The following is a 22,821-nucleotide window of genomic DNA, read 5'->3' as shown; positions in this document are numbered from 1 at the left end:
CCGACCCCCAGGCGCAGTGCGGTTTTCCCGGGAGGGCTCTGATGAATGCCGGGTAGATCACGACGCGAGACCGCCTAATAGTAGTATTCGAGAATTTCGTGCTTTGCCTCTTTCTTTCTCTTATCAAGAAATGTGAAGACCGTCTCGTGGGGGACACCCTTGACGAGCATATCAATCGCTGTCCGGGCAAGTTTCAGCTGTTCCGGCAGCCCGATGAGCGCGATTGTTTTTCCGAGGACGGAGATGAGGCAGCCGGTCATATACTCGATCTGTTCCCGTGCCCGTCCCTCCTTTCCGATGATGCGGCCACGGACACGCTCCATCTGTTTCGTCGTCGTACAGATTCCGGAGAGGTCAATGACATCGAGGATCAGGTCCTCATCGTCGAGCAGCACATATGCACGATTGGGGGAAAAACCGCGGTTCACGGCACGTACAAGTTCCACCGTTCTCAGAACGGACAGCGTCTCCTCCGCTTCAACGGCCACTGCTCCCTCTTCAGAATCAATCGTAAGAACCGTACCGGTCTTTTTTTCAATCTCCCGCTTTGTTTTACCGCCTTTTCCAATCAATACCGCAATGCGGCTTTGTGTTACTTTAATTTCCTGTCGTGTCATGGTTCTCCCTCCTCTCACGGGATTCACGGCGCAAGCCGCTCGGTCCCGACAATGTCGATGAATACGTCGCGTTCTTCCCGGACGTCGCAGAACCGGCTGAAAAACCGGGTAATATTTTTTATATCCCTCGCCAGGAACGAGTGGGCGCGGGGGTGGTCGGGGGTTACTGCCTGCCCGAGATCGATGATGTACGGGCGGTCTCCATAGAGAATATTGAACTCGCTCAAATCCCCGTGAACCAGACGCGCTTCCCGGTAGAGTATTTTCATCATCCTGACGATGAATTTGTAGACGTCCTCCGGATCTTCCGGTTCGGCCGACCTGAGCTGCGGGTAGGGCGTCTCCCCCCATCCGAGGAACTCCATAAGGAGGATGTTCCTGTCGAATGTCAGCGGTTCGGGAACCGGTACACCCGCTTCACGGGCACGCTGGATATTGGCGTACTCTTTCCGTGTCCAGGTGAAGACCATCTCCTTCTTCGTGCCTCGGACGGAGGCGAACCGGGGATCGCCGGTGATGTATTCGCTCATGGATTTGAAATTTGCGGACCGGATCCGGTATATCTTGATTGCAATCGGACGCCCGTCCTTCTCGCCGTAGAAGACGTTCGCCTCTTTTCCCGTTGAGATTGATCCGCCGATGACGGAGATATGCTTTTTATGCACGAGCCGGTAGAGGGCGAGGAGAGTGACCTCGTCAAAGACGTTGTCCATGACTTTCATCTGGTCGGCGTCTTTCACGCGGACGCCCATTTTCTCCACTTCCCGGTCGAACCGGTTCATTAGCCCGTCGATGCTCATTATCGTTCCATATACTCCCGTACCGGGCCCAGCACTTCGATAAGGCCATCCGCCGCGGCGTTTTTCAGATCCATCGGATGCACATCCCCGCAACCGTACGCCTGCTCGATCTCCTCATAGCTGTGAAATTCCCTGTCCCCCCCGAATTTTTCGGGACGCCGGAGTGTGATCCTGGACAGCCGCGGGAAGACGTGGTACTGCAGGAGCTGGAGGATGGGGTTCTCGACAGTCTCCGGCGGACAGAAGGCCTTCTTGATCTTTTGTTTGATGCCTGCTTCGGAATCGGCGACCGAGATGTAGTTCCCGCTCGACGAGGACATCTTTTTCCCGTCGAGGCCGTTTAAGATTGGCGTGTGAATGCAGACCGGTGCCCTGCCTCCGACAGCCGGAAGATTTTCACGGGCGAGCATGTGAATCTTCCTCTGGTCAATCCCGCCAACCGCCGCATCGACCCCGAGGGTCTCGATATCCACCATCTGCATGATCGGGTATACCATCTGGGAAACGGTCGGGTGCTCCATCTGCCGGCCGACTTCGTCCATGCTGCGCTTCGCCCGGTTCAGGGTAATCTGCTGGGAAAGTTCAAGCACCCGGAGTTCGTATTCGGGATTCAGCTGAACATCGGATCCGAGTACGAATTCAACTCCCGTCAGCCCCACGGCCTCGAAACAGCGGCGATTGTACTCGGCCAGGGCACGGACCTCCTCCATTGTGCCTTTCCGGTTGAGGAAGGCATGAAGATCCGCGAGGAGAACGGTGACGTCAAATCCTGCGTCGCGCATGTCGATGAGTTTGTTTATCGTAACCAGATGGCCGAGATGGATCTCACCGCTCGGTTCGTAGCCGGCATAGACACGTTTGACGGGCTGCGCTAGGACTGCCTTCAGTTCATCCCCGGTAACGATCTCAACGGTATTTCGTGCGACCAGCGAGTACGGATCCATTAAAAAATATGGGTGACGCGGGGTGTTAATGGTTATTCCGGTGGAAGAGGAAAAGCGCCGCTCTTCCCCTGCCCTGCTTATATGCGCGGAAACCTCCGGGTCCATCGGCAGAACGGCCCGCAACCGGCAACCGCATTCCGCATCCCCGTGTCTGTTGCGTGCCCGAATCCCTCTTTTCACCCCTCAAAGGGGTGTGAAACCGAGCGCCTTATTTGTCATCGCAACGGATTCGAGGGGATCCGGTGTGCCGTTCATCATGGCACGGATCGCATCGATGTTCTCCACGACGACATCCGCCTCCTGGTGAATGGCCTGGAACAGGTAGAGTTCACGCTTGCCCACGACGGAGACCGATTCCTCGTAGATGCAGCTCTCCCAGAGGTCGGATCGCGGCCGTCCCATATCGGAGGCATATTCCTTCAGCTCGGCGGTGCTCGTAATCCCGGTCCCTTTGCGGACAAGGCCCATTCTCGGGTGCTCTTCGATGATGTTCAGGATCTCTTCCCGTGTTGCATCGGCGCCAAGATCCATCTGCACCACGTGCATATGGCAGAAGGTCGTCGGGACGATCATGGCGAGCGTCACGATATCGATATGCGGAAGCACGGTCTGGACATCGGGTCCGTGATGGCTGGGAATGGTCACGGGATTGAGGACAATCGCATCCACCGGCCCTTTTTTAATCCCTCCGGGATCCGATCCGCGGCGCACCATCGTGGCGCGGACCTTGGTCACTCCGAAGGCTTCATCGACCGCTTTGATGATGCGGCAGAGTCCTGTCGTATTGCAGGAAACGACCCGTACAAAATCGCGCCCGAGTGCGGATTCGTAATTGCACGACGAGTTGAACGAAAAACCCGCGACGTCGTGGTCCTCCCCTCCCTGCCAGATCGCTTTGAGATTATAGAGTTCATAGAGCGCCCTGTTTTTTTTGCCCACGCCACCCGGCGTGGCATCAACCACCACATCGGCGTGCTTGAGCATCTCCTCGATATCTCCGGCAACCCGGATGCCCGCATCTTCAAAGGTGTTCCGCTTCGCGATGTCTGCGATGTAGAGAGGATATCCACGCATGTTCGCGATATATGCCTCCGCACTGGGGCGTGTCTTCGAAACACCGACTACTTCCATGTCGGGCTGGGCGTTCACCGCGTCGGCTACACGTTTGCCGATTGTGCCGTATCCGTTAATTGCGACCTTAATCATGTCTCCTCACCAGAAATCCTTTAATACACCTGTCCTGTTGTCGTATAAGATTCAGTAAGAAGAGCATCCTATTTATAGGTATGAATCCGCCAGCAGCAGGTGCGGATACCTGCCGCGGCTCCACGGAAAAAATAATGATGATTTATCACCTCCGGGGGCATATATCTGGTGAATGGACGGGATTTCAGGATATATCCGGATGATGCGGATTCCGGACTGGATAAAATTTTATCTGCTCTTCCCGCTTGCCGGAGCATATTGTGCGGGGGGTTTCTCGTCTGCCCTCCTTGTCACCGGGCTCTCCTTCTTCTGCCTGACCGCGTACGGATTTGTGGTGAATAACTATTATGACGTTGAAATTGACCGGAATCATCAGGGTAAGGCCGCCACGGACACGAATCCGCTTGCAGCCGGACGGGTGAGCCCGCGGGGGACACGGCGGCTGATGCTCCTCCTTCTCCTTGTTCCGGCGTTTCTCGCCATTTCTGCGGGATGGGTCGGATGGATTTTCACGGCCCTGTGTGCCGGAGCCCTCACCCTGTACTCCGCGGAGCCGTTCCGCCTGAAGGATCGTCTTATCGTCGACATTGTGACCCACGGACTGATGTTCGGCGGTCTGCCCGTGCTTGCCGGTTTCGCACTCGCCGGCGGTACCCCCGGAGCATCCGTTTCTCTCGTCGCAGCCCTCATTGCTACGACAGTCTGCATGGAAGCGCTGGTCGCCCACCAGATCAACGATTATGCGGAGGACCTCGGAACCGCACGGACGACCGTGGTCAGTCTCGGCAGGTCAGGCGGGTGGGCGGTTCTGTTTCTGTGCCTGATGCTCTCTGCCGGGGCACTCGGCGTCTGTCTCATTGCCTGCACCCCGCCTGCCCCCGTGCTGGCAGCCCTCGCAGTCTTCCTCGTACTGTATCCTGCATACAGCTGCCGGCATGAACTGGCGACGGATACGCGGCGATCCGGCCGGAGAGTTATCGTCTCCTGCCTCGCGTTTCTTCGGTGAGGGGGATCCTCTTCTCACTATTTTCGGGGAAAGGGACGAAGCACTCATGAGGCTGGAAGGCATACCGGGGAAGTAATGATGGTACAAAAATTCGGGAACACACCTGTGGGATACAGGTGGTGCGCACTGGCAGTGCTGCTCGCCATCTGCCTCGTCACGATATCATCAGCCGGCTCCCCGCCCTCTGATGAATGGTTCCGTATATTTGATTCCACCGAAATCATCCTGTATTCCGTGCAGGCTCCTCCGGGTGGCGGTTACGTGGCCGGAGGCGAAGCGGCACTCGGTGCCGCCGTTGTATTTCTGAATGAAACGGGCTATCCGGATCGTATCGCATACATTCAGGGAGAAATCGTATCAACTGCGTATATCTTTGTCAGGGAAATGCCGGCGGACGGTCTTCTCCTCGTCACGGACCGGCAGGAGATCATCGCTGCCAGCCCGGCCGCAAAGCCACGATGGACGTACGTACCCGGAGAAAACCGGACCATCCGTGCGATTGACACCGCCGACGGCGGAGCAGTCCTTGTGGCCGAGGCCGATCGGAGTGTGCTGATCCGTCTCTCCGGCGAAGGGGAGGAAGAGTGGATTCTTCCGCTCCCTTCCGGTGACGGCGCGGACCGGTATCATGCCCGATCCGTCCGGTCGCTTCCGGGCGGCGGAGCCGTCGTGGGAGGAAGTGTCGCCGCACCGGAAGGAACCTCCGCCTTCCTCCTCGTCGCGGGTGATGACGGCGCTATTGTTCGTGAACAGCAGTATCCGCAGTACGAGGAAATTACAGCCGTTCAGCCTGTATCCGGAGGCGGATATATGGGCGCGGCAACGGGTGCCGACGATGTAACATCGTCCACAGCGGGTGGTGCGGTATTCCTCCTCGTGATTGCACCGGACGGAAGTGTTCGCTCTGAGCGGCCTGTGACGGGATATTTTTCGTCCGTTGTCATCCTCACGCCTCTTTCGGACGGAGGATGCCTGATTGCCGGTCCCGCCCCGGAATCCCCCGGTTCTGCAGGCGGATTCATGATCCTGCGCACGGCAGCGAACGGGAAGACCGAATGGACGCGGATGATTCCGGATGCCGTCGTCACATCGGTGCAGCAGACGCCCGATGGCGGATATATAATCGGAGGGCTCAGGAGGAGTGTGTCTGAGGATGCAGGTGCATCGTTTCTGATAAAAATGGCACCCGAAACGGCTCCGACGCCGGCATCAGCCGGCGAACCCGGTCTGATTACGGGTATGGCGCTCGCGGTTCTGGCGGCAGGGTTCGGGAGGAAGATCCGTCGCTCCTGACAAAAATCCCTCCTCGCCAGCCCCGGTTCCCGTGATTCGGGATTTCACCGGTTTTTCCAGTACTCTTTTGCTTCCTCTTCCATCTTTTCGAGGCGATCGTAGTAATCAGGAAATTCATTGAGGTGAGCGAGAGCAATCTTCCCGGTTGTCATCAGATCATCGTTGGTGACATTGGTGTGCGCGTCCCGAGTGCCGTGTTCGAATTCGACATCCATTCCCACCCTGAACTGTTCGACATCGAATTTATCCCAACGGATTCCCAGAGCTTCTCCGATTTTTTTTGCTTCTTCGGTTGATACGCGTTTCTGTTCGGCCATAGCAATCACGACGGTATGACCTCCGTATCGTTCACGACACTATAAAGCCTCGGTTTCCTTCCTGCCGTCTCTTCCGGCAGGCCGGGATTCCGGCCACCAGCAGTTAAATCCGGTGAATGCCGATCTCTCTTGGGAAGTACGGATATGGCATATCTGGATCAGGAAGCGACGGAGAAAGTAATTGCCGTCGATTTCGGGGCAACCCGGCTACGCGTTGCGCTGGTTGCCGCCGGAGGGCGCATCCTCTGCCGGGCGGAGGCGGCCACACCGTCATCGGGACGTTCGGGCGACGTTGTTGCGGACCGCATCAGTGATATGATAGCTTCAATCGTGCCGCCCGATGGGACCGCCTCTTTTCATGCCGTGAGCGTAAGTGCTGCCGGACCGCTTGATACCGTCCGGGGTGAGGTGGTATCTTCGCCGAACATGGCATTTGACAGGATTGCACTCGTACAACCTCTCGCCGGGCGGTGGAGGGTTCCCGTGTACCTGATGAATGACGCCCGTGCCGGTATCGTGGGTGAGCGATGGCTCGGTAATGCGCGCGGGTGCGAGAATGCCGTCTATATCACGATCTCAACGGGCATTGGCGCGGGAGCGATTGTGAACGGCAGGCTGCTTAGCGGATTGCACGGGAATGCAGGCGAGATCGGGCATCTGTATGTCGACTCGCGATATGGCATGCCGTGTGGCTGCGGTCATGAAGGGCACTGGGAGGCGTATGCATCCGGCCGGAGCATCCCCTCGTTTTTCGACCGCTGGTGCAGGGTGGAAGAGTGCCATCCCGAAGGTGGCAGGAATGTGGCAACTGCCGCCGCACTGTTTCAGGCCGTTCGCGAGGGTGACCCGTGTGCCTGTGCATTTGCCGATGAGCTCGGCCGGATTAATGCACGCGGCGTTTCAGGGGTGACGGTTGCGTATGAACCGGAGCGCATTATATTCGACGGGCCTGTTATGCGGGAGAATTCCTCCATCCTCCTCCCCCTTATCGAGCGTTATCGCGACCGGTATCTTCTCTTGCCGTCGCTCCACGTCAGTTCACTCGGTGGCGACGCGCCGTTGCTGGGGGCGGCAGCTTCAGCCTTCGGGCATCCGGATGTGAGGATTTAGGCAGGAAGCTCCGTCTGCACTCCCGAGTGCACCCATCCGGCGGGGGGAGCGGATGCGATTTCGGAGATTTGTGCGTATGATGCGGATCCGGTCAGAACGGCACGGATACCCCCGGCCGGTAGCGCGTAGCGTTCGCCGCTGTCGAGTTCGATGATCACGCCGCGGCCGGATTGCGAAGAGTAAGCGGATCCAGCTTCACCCCCGAGGTGCCCGACCCAGCGCTGTCCGAGATGTTCGATGCGGGCGGTTCCATATCCCCGCAGGATTGCCGAGAGTTCACCCGCCCTGACGGCATAGCGCTTTTCCCTGATGCGGACTTCGGCAATCCGGTGACTATACCCGTGGCAATCCTCTGCGTGCTGCCTGCTGAGGTGAAGGTATCCGGCTTTTACGAGCATCGTCAACACCTTTTCGGTACATCAGGGGTAACGGCAGATGTCCGGTATAATGAGGAGCCGTGCGCGGCGTGAAACTGATGTCTCCCTCCACCACAACGATTATTGCATCCGCACGATGATATCTCGCAGGATTTCCCCTGCATGTGGAACCGGAATGGAACAATGAATCTGCTCAGAATCATGCTGGTTGGCCTCGCCGCCGTTATTGTCCTTGCTGCCTCAGTGGGTGCGTACTGGTACATGGGATCCCTCTCCCATGAGTATGCCTGGGAGGCAACCTTCGATGCCGCCACCACCGTCACCAAAGCAACCATCATTCTGCCCCTTCCCGCCCGCGACGGGATCTCACCGGTTGCCGACGCCATCGCAGACGGAAAGCTTGCCGGCGTTCCTCCCGGATGGGACCTGGCCGTCCTTGAGGACGGGGAGATGCGCATGCTCCGCATCTCGGCCACGGCGATCACTCCCCGTCCGCCTCGCACGCCCGATCCGCTCCCGGAAGGGGATGAAGGCCCAACGGGTCCCCGGAATGCCGGAAATGCAGGAGAATCTCCAATAATTCTTTCGATATCCGTTCCGTCGCCCTCTTCTATCGCCACGCATCACCCGGACGGCACCGAGCCGCTGCTTCTCCCGAAACAAAACCTGACATCCGTGGCCTGTGATGTTCCGCATTCCCCGTCAATGCCGCTCGTATGCTCACGATACGATACCCTGCTCTATTCGCGGTATGATGCCGCCTTCCCAGACGCCCTTACGGTATCGGTCAGCGCCGGGGGGAGGAACGAATGGTGGATTCTCGGCTGGTCGGGGAATGCCTACCATGATACGGTCATCGCCACCCTCGCAGGGGACGGGTGGCAGACGGCACCCGGAAGGCTTGTTGCCGGAGAAGGCCGGTATTCGGTACTCTGACTGCCGCAGTGCCGCGCCGGCTCACCCGTAACAGCACAAGCATCATCACCAGCCCCGTGTATAGGTGATTCTATGAGCGAGGCATCCGAAACCGGCAGCGACACTGCCGCACCCTTCATCGAGGTCGTAAAGGACGGCCCTCTGATTGTGAAGAACTGCAGACACCTGCTGGACACGGAGGGCGATGCCATCGGGACGAAGCCGACGATGGCGCTCTGCCGGTGCGGGAAGTCACGGAAGAAACCATTCTGTGACGGCACCCACCGCGAGGTCGGTTTCTGCGGGGATACGGAGGAAGGCGGCCTGCCGGATCGCATCGATACATACGAAGGGAAACAGGTGACGGTCTATGAAAACCGCCGGGCATGCTGCCACGAAGGCATATGCACCGAATATCTTCCGCTGGTGTTCAGGCCCGGAGAATCGCCGCGCATCAAGCCGGACGAGGGGTATGCCTATGAGGTCGAGCGTGTCGTCCGCAGATGCCCCTCGGGGGCACTCTGGTACGCCCGCGACGGAAAAAGCGGAAAAGACGAGGTGAGGGAACCCGCGATCCGGGTGCAGAAAGATCGCCAGTATGATGTAGTCGGGGGCATCGCACTGGAGAATCCGGGGGGTGAACAGCCAGTCATCCCGGAGCACTACACGCTCTGCCGGTGCGGCCGCTCACACCGAAAGCCGTTCTGTGACGGCACGCACCTGGAGTGCGGATTTTCGGACGAAGAGTAAGACAAATACCACTCTTTCACCGGGTACCTCTCCCGCTCTCTCAGGCGGGGGTTCCTTCCTTTTTTTCACGAACGGGCTGCATGTGCGTCTTGTCCACCCCGCAGACGGGGCACTTCCAGTCATCGGGGAAATCGGCCGGGTATGTTCCCGGGGAGATATGTGTCTCTGCATCCCCGTTTTCGACGATGTACTCGAAGATCGTGCAGACATCACAGACATATCGTGTCATGCGTTTCCTCTCCCGGAACCGGATAAAACAGAAAAAGATTATAAATCCTTTCACACCGGCTGCATGTGGGTTTTATCCGCGGCGCAGACGGGGCATTCCCAGTCATCCGGGAAATCGGCAGGCAGCGTGCCCGCCGGTATGTTAAGGTCGGCATCGCCGTTTTCAACAACATACTCGTAAACGTTGCAGACGTCGCAGAGATATTTCGTCATAAGCATTCCTCCCGGGGAGGGTATTCTATTCCACGGGATTAAATCTTTCAGGCTATCGGATCCCCGTATCGATTGCTATATCCACCCTCACTGTCTCCCCTGCCCGAACCGTCACGTCCCGGGGGACGTCATCGCTCCGGTCGATGCCGGTTCGGGCAATGTCGACGACGTATCTTCCGGGGGGCAGGGCGGTGAGGTATCCCTCTTCGGGATCGATGGACAGCGTCCGGACGACCGTGGTCCCGTCGGGCGCATAAATGGTGACCTTTCGGGCTGCATACGCCGCCTCAACAGTCTCCTGCGGGACGCTGCAGGGCTCGACCGGGCAGAGCGGGCCGATGGTGACCTGTCCTTCGAGCACCCCCTCTCCGGGCCCAACCGTGCACCCGCAGGTCAGGTTCATCCCGTACCAGGTGAAGAAGAGGAGGGATGCGGCGATAATACCGATGCCGATGAAGCGGTTACGGAGAGAGGACGACGGGGCAGGAGAGGTCATATGCCATTCAACCGTTTCCGGCTCCCCGTATAATAATGCTGTCGCCCGGTCCGCCCCAAAAAACCTGCCCCGAAAATGTTCGGGGGAGAGGAGGTCTCCCCGCCGGCATTCAGTAGCTCGGCATCTCCCAGGCAGTCCACCGGACGGAGGCGCGGGCAATCAGGATCCATGCGACCGGGATAAGTAGTATTCCCGCCGCCGCGATCCACGGGTGAACAATCGACGAAAAGATGAGTATCAGGAGTAAGGGCGCGATTGCGGCGATGTAGGTGAAAAACACCCGGGCGTTGTAGAGCATGGCGGATGGATGCAGTCCGGTGAGGCGGACGGTCACCGCAAGGGCGTATGCCGAAACCGAGACAAAGACGAGAACCGCGGGAATGATGAGCTCCCCTTCACCGGTGCCGAAGGCGATGACGAGAAGCACGGCGAGGGAAACGAGGTTGATGACCCCGTAGCTCTGCAATTTGCTCATGAGAACGGTCCGCACGTCAACCGGCAGAAACGCGTACGATGAAAACGACTCGAATTCTGTCAGCCAGTTGTACGTGGTCGACGAGATTACGCCGAGGAGGACGGCAAAGACGATCAGCGGGCTGATCCCCGGAATGAACCGGAAGAGAACGGAGAGAAATACCCAGATGAGTGCGAGCGGCATCAGGAATGAAAAAATCAGCTTGGCAACCCCTCCTTCGCTACGGATGAGGTCGAGCGCATCCTTTGCCACGAACCAGGGATTGGAGAAGAACCGGAACCTGCGGACGAGGCCGGTCAGGGTGTTCGGGAACCGGCGTGCGGCGTCGGGATAGTCGATCGTCGCCCATGCGATGGAACATGCGGCAGGAACAGCGATCAGGGCGAGCGAAGCCAGGAGCATGAGGGAGGAGGGTGCAAGAAGAAATGCATAGGGTGGCAGCAGCACAGCCGGCCCGATGCCCGCAAGAGACGCTAAGCCGATGGCGAAGGCCGCACCCGCGATGAGCGCCCCGGCGATCCGGGGGGAGCGGGCATAGACTGTCGAGAGGAAAAAAACGATTGCAAGCCCCTCGAGGAACGAGAGGGTGAATGTGAGCAGGAGGAGGGGAGGAAGGCTCGGGCTGAGGCCGATGAAGGGAGTTGCCGCGGCGATTCCCAGCACGGCGGGGATCACCCAGAGGAAAAGGTAGAATACCACGTCTTTTATAATAAAAACGGAAAATATCCGGCTTTCAGAGACGGGAAGGCTCCGCGATGAGTAGGCAACAAGGCTGGCCTGCCCGAAACGGCGGTTCATGAACTCCCGCCCCATGATCCCGAAGCTCCCGACCATCACGCCCATCAGCGCGAACAGTGCATGGACGATGAATGCAAGGGTGGCAAGGGGAACGATCCCGGGAATGAGGGGGAGCATCCACGCGGCCATGAAGGTGAATCCCGCGATCATGACCGGAAAGAGCGCAAAACCGAGGTTTCCGGTCATCGTGGAGTGGATCCGCCACTCCTCCTTCAGCATCGCGACGAAGAGTTCACGCATATGCCGGTCCTTTTACCTGTTCGAGGAAGAATCCTTCGAGTTTCCGGTTGTCTGCACGGAGTTGATCGATGGTGCCGTGGTGGAGAACGGATCCTCCGGAGAGGATTGCAAAGGAGGTGCAGATCTCCTCGGCGATGCCGAGAATATGGGTGGAAAAGAAGATCGTGCCGCCATTAAAGACATATTCCTGCAGAAAGTCCTTTACGGTCCGCTGCATGATCGGATCGAGGTTTATGAGGGGTTCGTCGATGAAGGCAAGGGGAGGTTCATGGAGAAATGCCTGTGCCACCATCAGTTTCTGGCGCGTTCCCCGGGAAAGATCCTTGCAGAGCACTTCCTTTTTATCCCGGAACTCCAGTATGTTAAACCACGAATTCGCCCGCTCTTCGATGTCCGTCAGGCCCCGGATTTTCCCTACGAAATGCAGGTACTCCTCCGCAGTAAGAAACGAGGGAGGCGTTTCCTGTTCAGGAATGATGCCGACTTTCGCACGGACATCGAGGGGACGCTCCGCGACATCCATATCCATCACCCGGATGGTCCCTGACGTCGGGTGAATCTGTCCTGTCATCAGTTTGTTCATGGTCGTCTTTCCCGAGCCGTTGGGTCCGAGAAGGCCGAAGAGTTCCCCCCGGGGAATGGTGAGGGTGACGTGATCCACCGCGGTCACATCCCCGAAGGTCCTTGTCAGTCCGTCTGCTTCGATGATGCCGTGCATAAACCACCTACAGATAATCTCTATTGATTATCTATATTGATAAACATTGCCCCCCCCTGTACCACTCTCCGGCGCGGTATGCACCGGTTCGGGAAGTGTCGGGGTGGCAGTGGGAATCGGTACATCGGACGGTGTCGGAAGAGGGGGCGGGGCAGAGGGGGCATACTCCGTGCATCCCACAGATGCAGCGAGGAGAACGAGTACGAAAAAGATACAGGTGGCGATCGTTTGCCTGCGCATAATCGTCCCTCCCGGGCTTTCACGGCGGTGCCGGACCCATAATCGTAGTGCTATCCCCTTCTATTTTAGCATTTCCGGTCCATTCCCCTCCGGCTGACTGCCGGATTCCGCCTCACTCCCCGCCGATATATTCGGACTGAATCCGGATGATATCGCTACTTGTCCCGGCGGCGGCATAGTCGGCGAGTGGTTCCGCATTCACTTCCAGAAACCGCTCACCCCAGCCAAACCGGCGGAGCACCGCCGTCGCCTGTTCGGGTTCACCGAGAATCCAGAGTGCGGCCGCGAATGCTTCGGCTGACGTGAGGCGGAAGGGGCGCCCGAAATTCACCGGGTTTGCGGCGACAAGAAAGGGAAGCGCCCGTCGCACACGGAAACGCCGGACGATACCCGTATCGAGGACCTCCCATGAACAGTCAAGCGCGGTGATCGACGGCACGCCGCGGTCGGCGGGGGAGATCGCCTGCACGGCGGTCGGGTCGAGAATAAGGGAGTACTTAGGGATTTTTACGGGACTCGTAACGACGGTGACCATCCCTGCCCGCTCCAGCTTTTTCACCGTGCATTTTTTCGGGTCGCAGGAGTTGTCGCGAAAGGCAAAGAGCGGTATCATCTAAGACGGTTGAGCGCGAATCTCTCTTCAATGTATGTACTGATGTGCCCCTGCGTACAGGACCCGTCCCTCCGCGCTGAGGGTATTACCCGGCAGGAGGACATAAACGCGTTCGCAGCATGCAGTGAGCGGTGCCGCCGGTTCGGCATCGAGATGGTGCTGATGCCCTGTCCGGAGACCGAGTATCTCGGCAGGGGCAGGAAGCCGGGAAGCTACCGGGACCGCCTCGATACCGAAGCGTTTTCCCGTATACTCGATGAGCAGGAACGCCACGTCAGGGATATAATCGACCGCAGGGGTGCGCCGCTTGCCATCATCGGGGTCGATGCCTCACCTGCCTGCGGGGTGAACCGTACCCACCGCACCCGGATCGCAGAAGAGGGGAGGGGGGCGTTTCTGGCGCGGTTCCCGGAAATCCGGGCACTCGATGTGAAAACCTTTGGGGCATACCGGCTTTATCTTGCAGCGCCGCTGTTTTCCGAAGCGGAGCAGGCGTATAACCGTGAAATTCACACACTACTGACAGCGCACTGCTTTGATGTCTACCTCCCGCAGGAGGTCGGCGACACGAGCCATACCCGGAACCGCGACGAGCACCGTGCCATCTTCGCCCGGCATCTCGAGACACTCCGGGCGGTTGATTATGTGGTGGCGGTCATCGACGGGGCGGACGCTGATTCGGGGACTTCATGGGAGATGGGATACGCGTATGCGCTCGACATACCGGTCGTTTCGCTTCGCACCGATTTCCGGCGGGCCGGTCACGCCGAGCGTGTGAACCTCATGCTTGAGGAATCCTCGGTCGTCGTTGGAAAAAAGGAAGAATTACCTGCCGCCCTGCACTCCCCCCTGCATTAACCAAGTCTCCAGACAGGGGCGTCGTACTGGTTGCCGAGGTTGATGAGCAGGTACGCGGCATCGGGTGTCAGGGTTTTCGGGACTTCGAAGATGATAAACCCGTCCCGCGTTTCGTACTGCCGGAGAATGCCGCCGTAATAATCGTCCGCCGGGAGGCCGAGATCGATGATCGACGGGGAGTCGTTGTCGCGACCGCTCCACGAGGGGTAGAGCGCGCCATCAAAGAAAACGCTGATACTGGCAGGATGTGGGGCACCGATCTCCTTCTTCGTACCGAGATGCTTCACTTTGAGGGATACGAAGAGGAACTGGTTGTTTTCGGCATTCAGTGGTTTTGTCTCCCAGTTCGATCCGGTGTCGGTTGAATGCCACCAGTAGGTGGGGACGGTGAATGCGCGGTAGATGGTAATCTCCCGCTTCTCTTCGTCCGTTCCGTATTGGAAGGAGCTTCCCAGTGCGAGAGCGTCCTCATAGGGGGCGGGAGTCGGTGTGGGAGTGGCCGTTTCTGTGGACACCGGGGGTGCCGGCTCCGTGGTCGGTACGGGCGTAGCGGGCGGTGCAGCCGGGCCGGTGCAGCCGCATACAAGCAGAAGACCCACAATAAGGGCTCCGATGAAATAGGTACGCATGGATAGGTTATATTCCCCGCGATGGAAAAAATGCTCGGTACTGCATTCCTCCCGTTTACGCATGCTCCGGCCCGGCCGCAAGCCTGTACGCCCCGGGAGGGATGAGGATTTCGAACCTCGCACCCTCTCCCTCTTCACCGCTCTCCCGTATCCCGATTCCGGTGATGGCGAGGATTTCCCTGATTAAAAATAACCCGTATCCGGTGACTTTTCCGTATCCTGCGTTAAATATTTTATCTTTATCCTCACGGGATATGCCTTCGCCATCATCATCGTAGAGGAGCAGGTATCCTCTCTCGGTCTCATGACCGGAAATCCGGATCTCCGACAGCCCCGGTCCCCCATGGATCAGGCTGTTATGGGCGAGATTATAAAAGACTCTGAAGAGAAGCGGATCCGCAAAGACCCGGATATCGTCCACATCAACCGAAAGACGGATGGTACTGAGATCGAGACGTGCCATACCTTCGGATATGGCTGACCTGACGGGTGACCACTGCGCACCCATGACACCCAGCTGCTGGTAATCACGGGTGAAAAGAATCTGTTCGTGGATTGTCCGTGCAGCTCTCTCCATTTTTTCAAAGTAGTGCCGGACGCCCTCATCGGTGATGTCGGACCGCGAGAGTTCGATATAGCCGAGAAGCGCGGTGAGCTGGTTAAGGATGTCGTGGCGGGTGATGTTGTTGAGGAGATTGAGTTTTTTGTTCGCTTCGGAAATGGCGTCCCGGGATTTCTTGATCGCGGTGATATCCATGATGAATCCTTCAAGTGCACGAAGTTCGCCGTCTTTCCCGTATACGCCCCGTCCGAGTTCTCTCACCCATTTTTCCTTACCTGAGTGGGTTATAATCCGGTAATTCATGGCGAATGGCGCTCTCTCTGCAATCCCATCCCGGATGGTCTTCCAGACATCCGGGATATCCTCAGGGTGAATGAGGTCTTCAAATGCGACCCGGCCGCTGCCTGTCAGCTCTTCAGGCTCATACCCCGTAAGATCGCGTGCGCCATCGCTGACAAATGTCATTGTCCATTGAGAGTCATTCGCGCCCCTGTATACCATGCCCGGCAGATTGCTCATAAGTGTGGAGAGCATCCGCTGACTCTCCCGCAACGCCTCTTCGGCATTTTTCAGCTCGGTGATATCCTGTCCGATCAGCTGGTATTCGGATATCCGGTCTGTCTGCGAAAAAATCGCCCTGACCGCCCACCGCTGCCAGCGCACGGCGCCGTCATGATGAATAACCCTGAATTCCACATCGGTGGCAGGCGCATCCGGCGTCACCGCCGTGAGCGCCTCCTGAAACAGGGGCAGGTCATCGGACAGGAGCGTCTGGGTAAATTTCCGGCCGACGATTGATGATGCGGGAACATCCACATACGCGGAAAAGATATCGTTGACAAAGGTAACCACACCGTCAGGGCGGTATCGGCAGATGAACTCCATCTGGTCGTTGACGATACCCCGATACCGTGCCTCGCTCTCCTGCAGGGTCTCCTGGATCTGCTCAATCGTTGCCAGCATCCGGTTTATAGCCTCCCCGAGATGTGAGAGCTCATCATCTCCCGCGCTTTCGACACGGCGGCTCACATCCCCGTCCGTACCGATAGCGGATACGTGTGTTGCAAGCAGACTGAGGCGCGAGAGGAGGCTCCGGTCGATGACCAGTACTGTGAGAATGCCCGAGATCAGGCCGAAGAGAAGGAGAATGAAGATAAAGCTCGCCAGGGTGTTCTTTCCCTGATTATAAATATCCCGCGGTTCCTCGATACTGATAACAAATGCCTCATTTCCGAGAATATCCTCAAACGGGGTAAATCCAGTGGAAAACCATTCGTTCCGTGGTTCGACGGACTTCGTGAATTTCCGATCGTTTTGTGCGGAGATGGAAACGGGAAGACCGATGGCATCGGAAAGTGCGGTGATGCGGGTATCGTCAAGGTAGGCACCCATGATAAAAAATCCGTTCGGGGGGCCGGATTGATCGCTTGTGAGTACGGGACGTGAGGTGATCAGCATCGGCCCTTCGGGCAGACTGATGATCCCGGCAGCGTACGTCCGGGACAATGGATCGTGATAGAGCGGACTGTCATAATCCAGATACACACGGAGATTTTCCGGCACCGGTACAAAGGACTGGAGCCCCGGATCATAGGCGCCTTCATAGATGATGTGCATATGGGAATCGCTGACGAGTATCACGTTGATTCCGAGATTTTCATAGGTTTCCGCAACAAAGTTCACCGCGACATAGTCAGCCTTATCACCGCTTACATAGGCATACGTATCGTCCCATGATGCATAATCCCCGCAAATCCGGTTGATATCTTCAATCTGAATGTCCATCAGGTTTCGAACCCGTGCAAGGTCCTTGTTGATCTGTTCTTCTTCAAGTTGCGTATAACTGGTAAGAAAGAGTGTTGAGGAGAGGATAAGAGTGATAACTATGATGATAATCAGCGTGATGTTGAATGAAATGAGAGTTTTTGTTCTAAGGTCCATAATCGGGTCGCCCGGGTAAAAGGGTGAATGAAACGTTTTCGTCTCGTCCGGAAAAAGACGGTGGGTTCTGGATAAGCGTATACCAATCTATGCCGTAACTCCTAATAAAAGAGTGTTATTCTTTCTGCGGGGGGTGCTCAATCGTCTTATTCGGCCTTTTTCAGGGTGAAACGGATCGAAGCGCCCTGCCCGGCATGGCCCGGAACCCGATCATGCACGGAGATGGTGCCGCCGTATCGCTCGACAAGGGTTCTGACGATATACAGGCCGAGGCCTTTCCCGGCGGCCTTCTTTGTTCCGCGCTGGAACCGGTCGAAGATCACGTTCTTCAAGGTGTCGGGGATACCCTGTCCGGTATCTTCCACCGTGATCTCGTAGCCCGGCTGCCGCTCTTCAACCCTGATAAAGACTTCAACGTCCTCACCTCCGAATTTTACACTGTTTCCGATGAGGTTGTAGAAGATCTCGCTGATGAGATCGTCGGCGCATACGAGAAAACTCGACGGAGAATAGTGGATCGTCGTCTTCGGGAACCGGGTGATCTCTTTTTTGATGATTGCATCGAGATCCATGGGTTTGAGCACCGGGGCCTCTTCGTGCAGGCGACGAATGGTCGAGACGTGGTCGGTGATCTCAACAGTCCTCCTGATGCTGTCCATAAGCTTTTCTGAGAATTCCAGCGGTTCTCCGTGCACCATCTCCCTGAGCATATCGGCATACATGATCGAAACGGTTGTCGCATTTTTGATGTCATGCGCCATGATATCGAGGTAGAGGTTTGCTTTCTCGATGGAGTCCTCCAGTCTCTCCTGCAGGAAACCGCGTGTAATCGCGGCACCGAATTCTCTTCCCACAGCATCGAGCGCCTGCTTTTCATAGGCTGCAAACGGGTGATCATCCCGGAGCAGAAGGGCCATGACGCCCACGGGAGCTGCCGTGCCGCCCACGAGGGGTATCCATGCGCATCGCGGGTGTCCCTCGCCGGCCGCTGCCTCGTAGACCGGTGTGCCTGCGAGAACCGGAGCAATCGCGGGCGTCAGAGCGTCTATCTTCGCCGGGAATTCGGGTTTCGGGCCCTGTCGTTCAATCAGGAACCGTTGACCCTCGTGTTTCTCAGGATAGAGGAGGTAGACCGCACCGGCCTTAACCGAGAGGAACTTCATGGTACTCCGGAGTGTCTCCCCGATAATATCCTCAAGACTGCTGACCGAAGCAGCCGCGCCCACAATTCCGTTGATCAGGGTCAGCTGGGTATTGAACTGTTTCACCTTCTGATCCTTCATCTTCCGCAGGATCATAAGCCCGAGTGAGTCGGCGGCGGTTTTGAGTGCCTCGATCTCAGTCCGGGTCCAGGAGCGGGCAGTCTGGCAGTCCTCGAAACCGATATATCCGAAACAGCCTTCCCCGGTACGAACCGGGATGATGGCAAATGATTTTACGTGGCGTTCTGAAAAGATACTCCGTATACGGGACGGCAAATCTGCCGTGATCCCGGTGATCACATGCCCAAGAGCGAGGGCTGCGGACCATGCCTCCATCCCGCCGGCCTTCCACGGCACATCATTATCCCCTGGTGCAATGCCCGGAGATAAATCGGGTGTATGCCACTCGAAGAGGCGCATGCCGTTCTCATCCTCATGGCACACCTCGAAAAGATAGACGCGGTGTACGCCCGCGCCTTTTCCGAGCGTACTGAGCACGCCGGTAATATCATCCTCCCAGCCCGCCGACCGCAGCAGGCTGCCCGATGCGTTCATTACCGATTCACAGAGTGTGTCGTGACGCCTCAGCCCCTCGTCCGTCTGGAGACTTTCCAGCACGTTGATGAACATGTCTCCCGTCATCCTGAGCAGGTGCTGGTTGTGGGTGAGCAGCGGAAGATCGCCCGCGGGCATGTCAAGGCAGAGGAAACCCCCCAGTGTCCTTCCGTGGAGCGGTACGGCGTGGCTCTGGAGGGTTCCGTTCATGCTTACGGTTTTAAGAACACGTCCCCCCGCACCGGTCTCCGGCTGCCGGGGAAACGGAAAGACAGTCACTCCTGACAATCCCTCACCCGGGGATGCGGCGCGGGCATCCCATTCGTACTCGAATGTTCTGCCGCTGCCGTCTTCGCGCATCAGGAAGAGGTGGCACCGGGATACTCCGGTTCCCTCACCAAGACGCCTGAGCGCTTTCCTGATCGTATCTTCGATTGCAGTGAGCGGAGTTGCGACGAGCATCGCGGATATCTCCGCTACCAGGGCCTGGAGAACTTTCTGGTGTTTTTCGGCCCTCCTGAGGCTGACCGGGACGGTGATATCCTTGAAGATATCGATCCTTCCGCTGGCCTGCGTGCCATTCCGGACGATCACGCTGGAAAAATCAAACCAGCGCCGTTCGGCCCCGTCCTCGTGTGTATGGCAGATGCGGTGCCTCACTGTTTCGGCCCGCGCACCGGCGTTTTCGATTTCCGCGGCGAAGGCGCTCCCGTCATGGAGAAGAGGGGCGATGATGGTAGTGAAAAATATGCCATTTTCCATCCCGGCAACGGTGTCACGGGATGTGCGGGTCCATTCTTCCATGGCCTGGTTGATCCACCGGATCTTCCCTTCACCGTCACTGATACAGATGGGCATCTCTACGGTATCGTAGGCTGCGAAAAAAAGAGGAATGTCACGATATTCAATGTGCGATGGGGGGGTGACCACGGAAACGTCTCCTGGGTTGATAGTAACGGAGTACTTCGAGAATTATATATATGAGGTTTGTCTTGTGATATTTCAGCGTTAACGCATTCTGTCCACTCCATTGTTAATTTAAGCTGAAATTCAGAGTGTTAACGGCTGGAGATTATGGTTATTGTTAATCAGTATCGCTCACCGCCCCGGCCACACATTCACTTTTGTTCCAGTAGAGGGATACGCGCGTCCCGGAGGTACGGGTCATGGGTACGAAGAAATGTGCGGGGCATGTTTATTCCGGGCGCATACGCGTTCGCCCTGCCCGGGAGTCTGTGTGTGCTGTTGAGAGGAGTATTACATGCTGGTGTGTAATGCGGAGGTGATCGGCGGCATAATGGAGATGCCCTGTGTCATGATGGAATCGTTTCGGTCAGAGCCCGTTTCCCCGGTCGGGCTCTTTTCGAAACAGGGGGTTAGTATTGAGGCGAACGCGTTTATGATAAATCACCAGAACCGTGATTCTGGTTATTCATATGTTGTGGAAAAAAATATTTAAAAGTTTTGTTCAATGCCATGCATTAAATCATGCAATATGGCGTGCGACAACGAAAGCCATAAATCCCGATATGCGGTATGTTGTATGGGAGCAATGCCTATTTCGGAAGAGAATTCCCGGATAATTGATATTTTAAAGGATAATCCCCGTGGGATGTCCGTCACGGACATTGCTCGCGACCTGCAGATCAACCGGAATACGGTCTCGCGGTACCTTGACATGCTTCTCATCTCCGGGCAGGCTGAGATGAAAACCTACGGCAAGGCGAAGGTGTTTTTCCCGTCCCAGCGTGTCCCGATCTCTGCGATGCTGAATTTCTCCTCAGATTTTGTCGTGGTTCTCGACCGCGATTTCATTGTTGTGCAGGTGAACGATGCGCTCTGCACATTCACCGGAGCATCGCGGGAGGAGATAATCGGGCGCGAAGTGCGTGACTCGCACCTTGCCGCATTCGACCACCCCCTTATCCGGGCGAAACTCCGTGAGGCGATGGGGGGCGCGGAGGTGCTCGAGGAACTGCGTATCCTCAGGGTCGGCGAGGAGCGTTTTTTCCGGTTTAAGATCATCCCGACGGTTTTTTATGACGGAAGTCCGGGAGTGACCGTCATCCTGGAGGATATAACAGACCAGAAGCAGGCCGAGGAGACGCTGCGTGAACGGGAAATTACCTACCGTACGCTTGTAGAAGAGATCAATGATGTCATTCTCAATATCGACGAGCACGGCAGCATCACATTTGTCAGCCCCCGTATTTCCGATGTGCTCGGATATCTGCCCGGTGAGATGACGGGCTCCCCCTTCTCCGCATACATGGAGCCTGGCGAAGTGCCGGAGATTATCTCGCCGGTTCCCCCCCGTTCCTTCTCATGTGTCGAGTGTACGATGCGGGCTCAGGACGGAAGGCCGGTGGTCCTTGAGGCGAGCGGCAGGCCGATGTACGACGAAATCGGAGAATTCTCCGGATATCGTCTTGTATGCCGCGACGTGACGGAACGCAATGCCGCAGTGAAGCGCATCTCCCAGTGGAAATCCTTCCTCCACTCCATTGTCCAGAATATGCCGGGCATCGTCATGGTTCGCGAACTTGAGGGCGAGGCCTTTGTATTCTGCAACACGGCGGCCGAGAAACTCTTTCGAATGACCGCAACCGACATCTCAGGACTGCATGCGGAAGATCTTTTCGGCCCGGATACGGGGGCCCGGATACGGGAGGCGGACCGGCAGGCACTGGATACGCTGTCCCCGGTGGAGATTGAGGAGATACGGGTGAAGACGGGGGATGATGGCGACCGTTTCCTGCACATGCGCATCATCCCGATCAGGAACGCACGCGGACGCCCGAAATATCTTCTCATCATTGCCGGTGATATCAGCGATCAGCGCCATTCCATGGCACTTGTCCGGGCTCAGCGGGATCTTGCCATCACGCTCGGTTCTGCCGGATGTTTTGCGGAGGCGGTGTCTTCCTGCCTTGCCGCTCTCCTTGATGTCCCGGAGATTGACACAGCGGTGATGATGGCGGATCCGGGATCCGGAAAGGAACCCGTATTCAGTGGCACCGGGGGTATCACTGCCGTCCAGTGCCGCGAGATAACCGCGCACTGCCTCCGGGCGGCAGAGCATGCGAACCGCCCCCCGGGAATCCCTCTCCCTCTCCCGGTCTGGCTGGAGATCGACCGTGAGGTGCCGGGCCTGAAAGCGGTTGCCTGCATCCCTGTAATCGATGATGGCGTGATGACAGCGTGCATGATTGCGGCGTCGAAGACCTGTGAAGCGTTTCCGGCCTGGAGCATGCACGCACTCGAATCCGTGGCGACACAGGCGGGCAATGTCATCGCACGTCTTCGGGTTCAGGAATCGCTGCGTCTGGAGCGGGACAGGGCACAGGGATACCTCGACACGGCCGGAGTGATGGTGGCGGTTATTGCCGCGGACGGGCGGGTTGAGCGTATGAACCGCAGGGGATGCGCACTCCTCGGCTATTCCGAAAATGAATTGATCGGCAGGGACTGGTTCGGGATGCTGGTCCCTCATCGCATTCGTGACCGCCAGCGGGCACACTTCACGGAGCTTATGGCAGGGGCGGCCGCTCCGCCCGCCTATTCCATGAGCCCCGTACTTGCACGCGACGGGAGTGAAGTAACCCTCTTCTGGCATACGACCCTCCTCAAAGAGCCGGATGGCTCCATAACGGGGATGGTCTCATCGGCAGACGAGATGGCAGGAGGGGATGCGGGCACGTACGAGGCCAGCTGACCG

23 protein-coding genes are annotated in these 22,821 nt (G+C 57.5%); 8 read left to right on the top strand and 15 right to left on the bottom strand.

All coding sequences use genetic code 11. The features are described 5' to 3' along the window. Positions 1-74 precede the first annotated feature (74 nt). From APR53_08750 to APR53_08735, 4 genes are all read right to left on the bottom strand, one after another. Positions 75-617 (bottom strand): RNA-processing protein, encoded by a 543-nt coding sequence (locus APR53_08750; protein KQC05053.1) that lies wholly within the window; start codon positions 615-617, stop codon positions 75-77. Between the two features lie 23 nt (positions 618-640). Continuing rightward, a complete protein-coding gene (locus APR53_08745) occupies positions 641-1,417 on the bottom strand; it encodes a serine/threonine protein kinase (protein KQC05052.1) in 777 nt (258 codons plus the stop codon). After that, positions 1,417-2,361, bottom strand: a complete 945-nt coding sequence (locus APR53_08740; GenBank protein KQC05085.1) for a tyrosine--tRNA ligase — start codon at positions 2,359-2,361, stop codon at positions 1,417-1,419. The genes APR53_08745 and APR53_08740 overlap by 1 nt, the downstream gene beginning before the upstream one ends. A 183-nt stretch (positions 2,362-2,544) precedes the next feature. Continuing rightward, entirely contained in the window at positions 2,545-3,567 is a 1,023-nt protein-coding gene (locus tag APR53_08735; protein KQC05051.1) for a glyceraldehyde-3-phosphate dehydrogenase, read from the bottom strand. 172 nt (positions 3,568-3,739) lie between these two features. On the opposite strand from APR53_08735, the gene APR53_08730 reads away from it, so the two are divergent. Together APR53_08730 and APR53_08725 are read left to right on the top strand one after the other, a co-directional pair. Further along, entirely contained in the window at positions 3,740-4,573 is an 834-nt protein-coding gene (locus APR53_08730; protein ID KQC05050.1) for a hypothetical protein, read from the top strand. A 75-nt stretch (positions 4,574-4,648) separates the two neighbouring features. Next, entirely contained in the window at positions 4,649-5,866 is a 1,218-nt protein-coding gene (locus APR53_08725) for a hypothetical protein (protein ID KQC05049.1), read from the top strand. A 44-nt stretch (positions 5,867-5,910) separates the two neighbouring features. Here APR53_08725 and APR53_08720 read toward each other — a convergent pair whose 3' ends face one another. After that, positions 5,911-6,183, bottom strand: coding sequence for a hypothetical protein (locus tag APR53_08720; GenBank protein ID KQC05048.1), 273 nt, complete (start codon positions 6,181-6,183; stop codon positions 5,911-5,913). Positions 6,184-6,327: 144 nt separating this feature from the next. Here APR53_08720 and APR53_08715 point away from each other — a divergent pair, with 144 nt between their 5' ends. Then, complete coding sequence (locus APR53_08715) at positions 6,328-7,293, top strand: hypothetical protein (GenBank protein KQC05047.1); 966 nt, start codon at positions 6,328-6,330, stop codon at positions 7,291-7,293. Here APR53_08715 and APR53_08710 read toward each other — a convergent pair. Further along, on the bottom strand, positions 7,290-7,691 hold the full coding sequence (locus tag APR53_08710; protein KQC05046.1) for a hypothetical protein: 402 nt from the start codon (positions 7,689-7,691) through the stop codon (positions 7,290-7,292). The two genes, APR53_08715 and APR53_08710, sit on opposite strands and share 4 nt — an antisense overlap. Before the next feature lie 141 nt (positions 7,692-7,832). Between APR53_08710 and APR53_08705 the strand changes: the two genes are divergently transcribed. Next, a complete protein-coding gene (locus APR53_08705) occupies positions 7,833-8,606 on the top strand; it encodes a hypothetical protein (GenBank protein ID KQC05045.1) in 774 nt (257 codons plus the stop codon). Positions 8,607-8,678: 72 nt separating this feature from the next. After that, positions 8,679-9,335 carry a hypothetical protein gene (locus tag APR53_08700; GenBank protein KQC05044.1) on the top strand — a complete coding sequence of 219 codons (657 nt, stop codon included), beginning with the start codon at positions 8,679-8,681 and terminating at the stop codon, positions 9,333-9,335. A gap of 40 nt (positions 9,336-9,375) precedes the next feature. Here APR53_08700 and APR53_08695 read toward each other — a convergent pair whose 3' ends face one another. From APR53_08695 to APR53_08670, 6 genes are all read right to left on the bottom strand, one after another. Continuing rightward, positions 9,376-9,564 (bottom strand): rubredoxin, encoded by a 189-nt coding sequence (locus APR53_08695; protein KQC05084.1) that lies wholly within the window; start codon positions 9,562-9,564, stop codon positions 9,376-9,378. A gap of 50 nt (positions 9,565-9,614) precedes the next feature. After that, entirely contained in the window at positions 9,615-9,776 is a 162-nt protein-coding gene (locus APR53_08690) for a rubredoxin (protein KQC05083.1), read from the bottom strand. Positions 9,777-9,828: 52 nt separating this feature from the next. Beyond that, a complete protein-coding gene (locus APR53_08685) occupies positions 9,829-10,272 on the bottom strand; it encodes a hypothetical protein (GenBank protein ID KQC05043.1) in 444 nt (147 codons plus the stop codon). Positions 10,273-10,381: 109 nt separating this feature from the next. Continuing rightward, positions 10,382-11,785, bottom strand: a complete 1,404-nt coding sequence (locus APR53_08680) for a hypothetical protein (protein ID KQC05042.1) — start codon at positions 11,783-11,785, stop codon at positions 10,382-10,384. Next, positions 11,778-12,503 (bottom strand): ABC transporter ATP-binding protein, encoded by a 726-nt coding sequence (locus APR53_08675; protein ID KQC05041.1) that lies wholly within the window; start codon positions 12,501-12,503, stop codon positions 11,778-11,780. The genes APR53_08680 and APR53_08675 overlap by 8 nt, the downstream gene beginning before the upstream one ends. 352 nt (positions 12,504-12,855) lie before the next feature. Further along, on the bottom strand, positions 12,856-13,356 hold the full coding sequence (locus APR53_08670; protein KQC05040.1) for a hypothetical protein: 501 nt from the start codon (positions 13,354-13,356) through the stop codon (positions 12,856-12,858). Positions 13,357-13,386: 30 nt separating this feature from the next. Between APR53_08670 and APR53_08665 the strand changes: the two genes are divergently transcribed. Continuing rightward, positions 13,387-14,214: a nucleoside 2-deoxyribosyltransferase gene (locus APR53_08665; protein ID KQC05039.1), complete on the top strand. Its 828-nt coding sequence runs from the start codon at positions 13,387-13,389 to the stop codon at positions 14,212-14,214. Here the strand turns inward: APR53_08665 and APR53_08660 are convergent. The 3 genes from APR53_08660 to APR53_08650 all read right to left on the bottom strand — a co-directional run bounded on the left by APR53_08660 (position 14,211) and on the right by APR53_08650 (position 20,033). Then, the gene (locus APR53_08660; protein KQC05038.1) at positions 14,211-14,906 is read right to left on the bottom strand and encodes a hypothetical protein; all 696 of its coding nucleotides are present in this window, start codon (positions 14,904-14,906) and stop codon (positions 14,211-14,213) included. The two genes, APR53_08665 and APR53_08660, sit on opposite strands and share 4 nt — an antisense overlap. Next, positions 14,899-17,346 (bottom strand): hypothetical protein, encoded by a 2,448-nt coding sequence (locus APR53_08655; GenBank protein ID KQC05037.1) that lies wholly within the window; start codon positions 17,344-17,346, stop codon positions 14,899-14,901. The genes APR53_08660 and APR53_08655 overlap by 8 nt, the downstream gene beginning before the upstream one ends. 146 nt (positions 17,347-17,492) lie before the next feature. Then, complete coding sequence (locus APR53_08650) at positions 17,493-20,033, bottom strand: hypothetical protein (protein ID KQC05036.1); 2,541 nt, start codon at positions 20,031-20,033, stop codon at positions 17,493-17,495. 331 nt (positions 20,034-20,364) lie between these two features. On the opposite strand from APR53_08650, the gene APR53_08645 reads away from it, so the two are divergent. Continuing rightward, entirely contained in the window at positions 20,365-20,562 is a 198-nt protein-coding gene (locus APR53_08645) for a hypothetical protein (protein KQC05035.1), read from the top strand. An 84-nt stretch (positions 20,563-20,646) separates the two neighbouring features. Then, entirely contained in the window at positions 20,647-22,818 is a 2,172-nt protein-coding gene (locus APR53_08640) for a hypothetical protein (protein KQC05034.1), read from the top strand. Positions 22,819-22,821: the final 3 nt, after the last annotated feature.

The organism is Methanoculleus sp. SDB (assembly GCA_001412355.1).
Classification (GTDB): domain Archaea; phylum Halobacteriota; class Methanomicrobia; order Methanomicrobiales; family Methanomicrobiaceae; genus LKUD01.
Note: the sequence above shows the minus strand (reverse complement) of the source record. Positions and strands in the feature narration are given on the sequence as shown.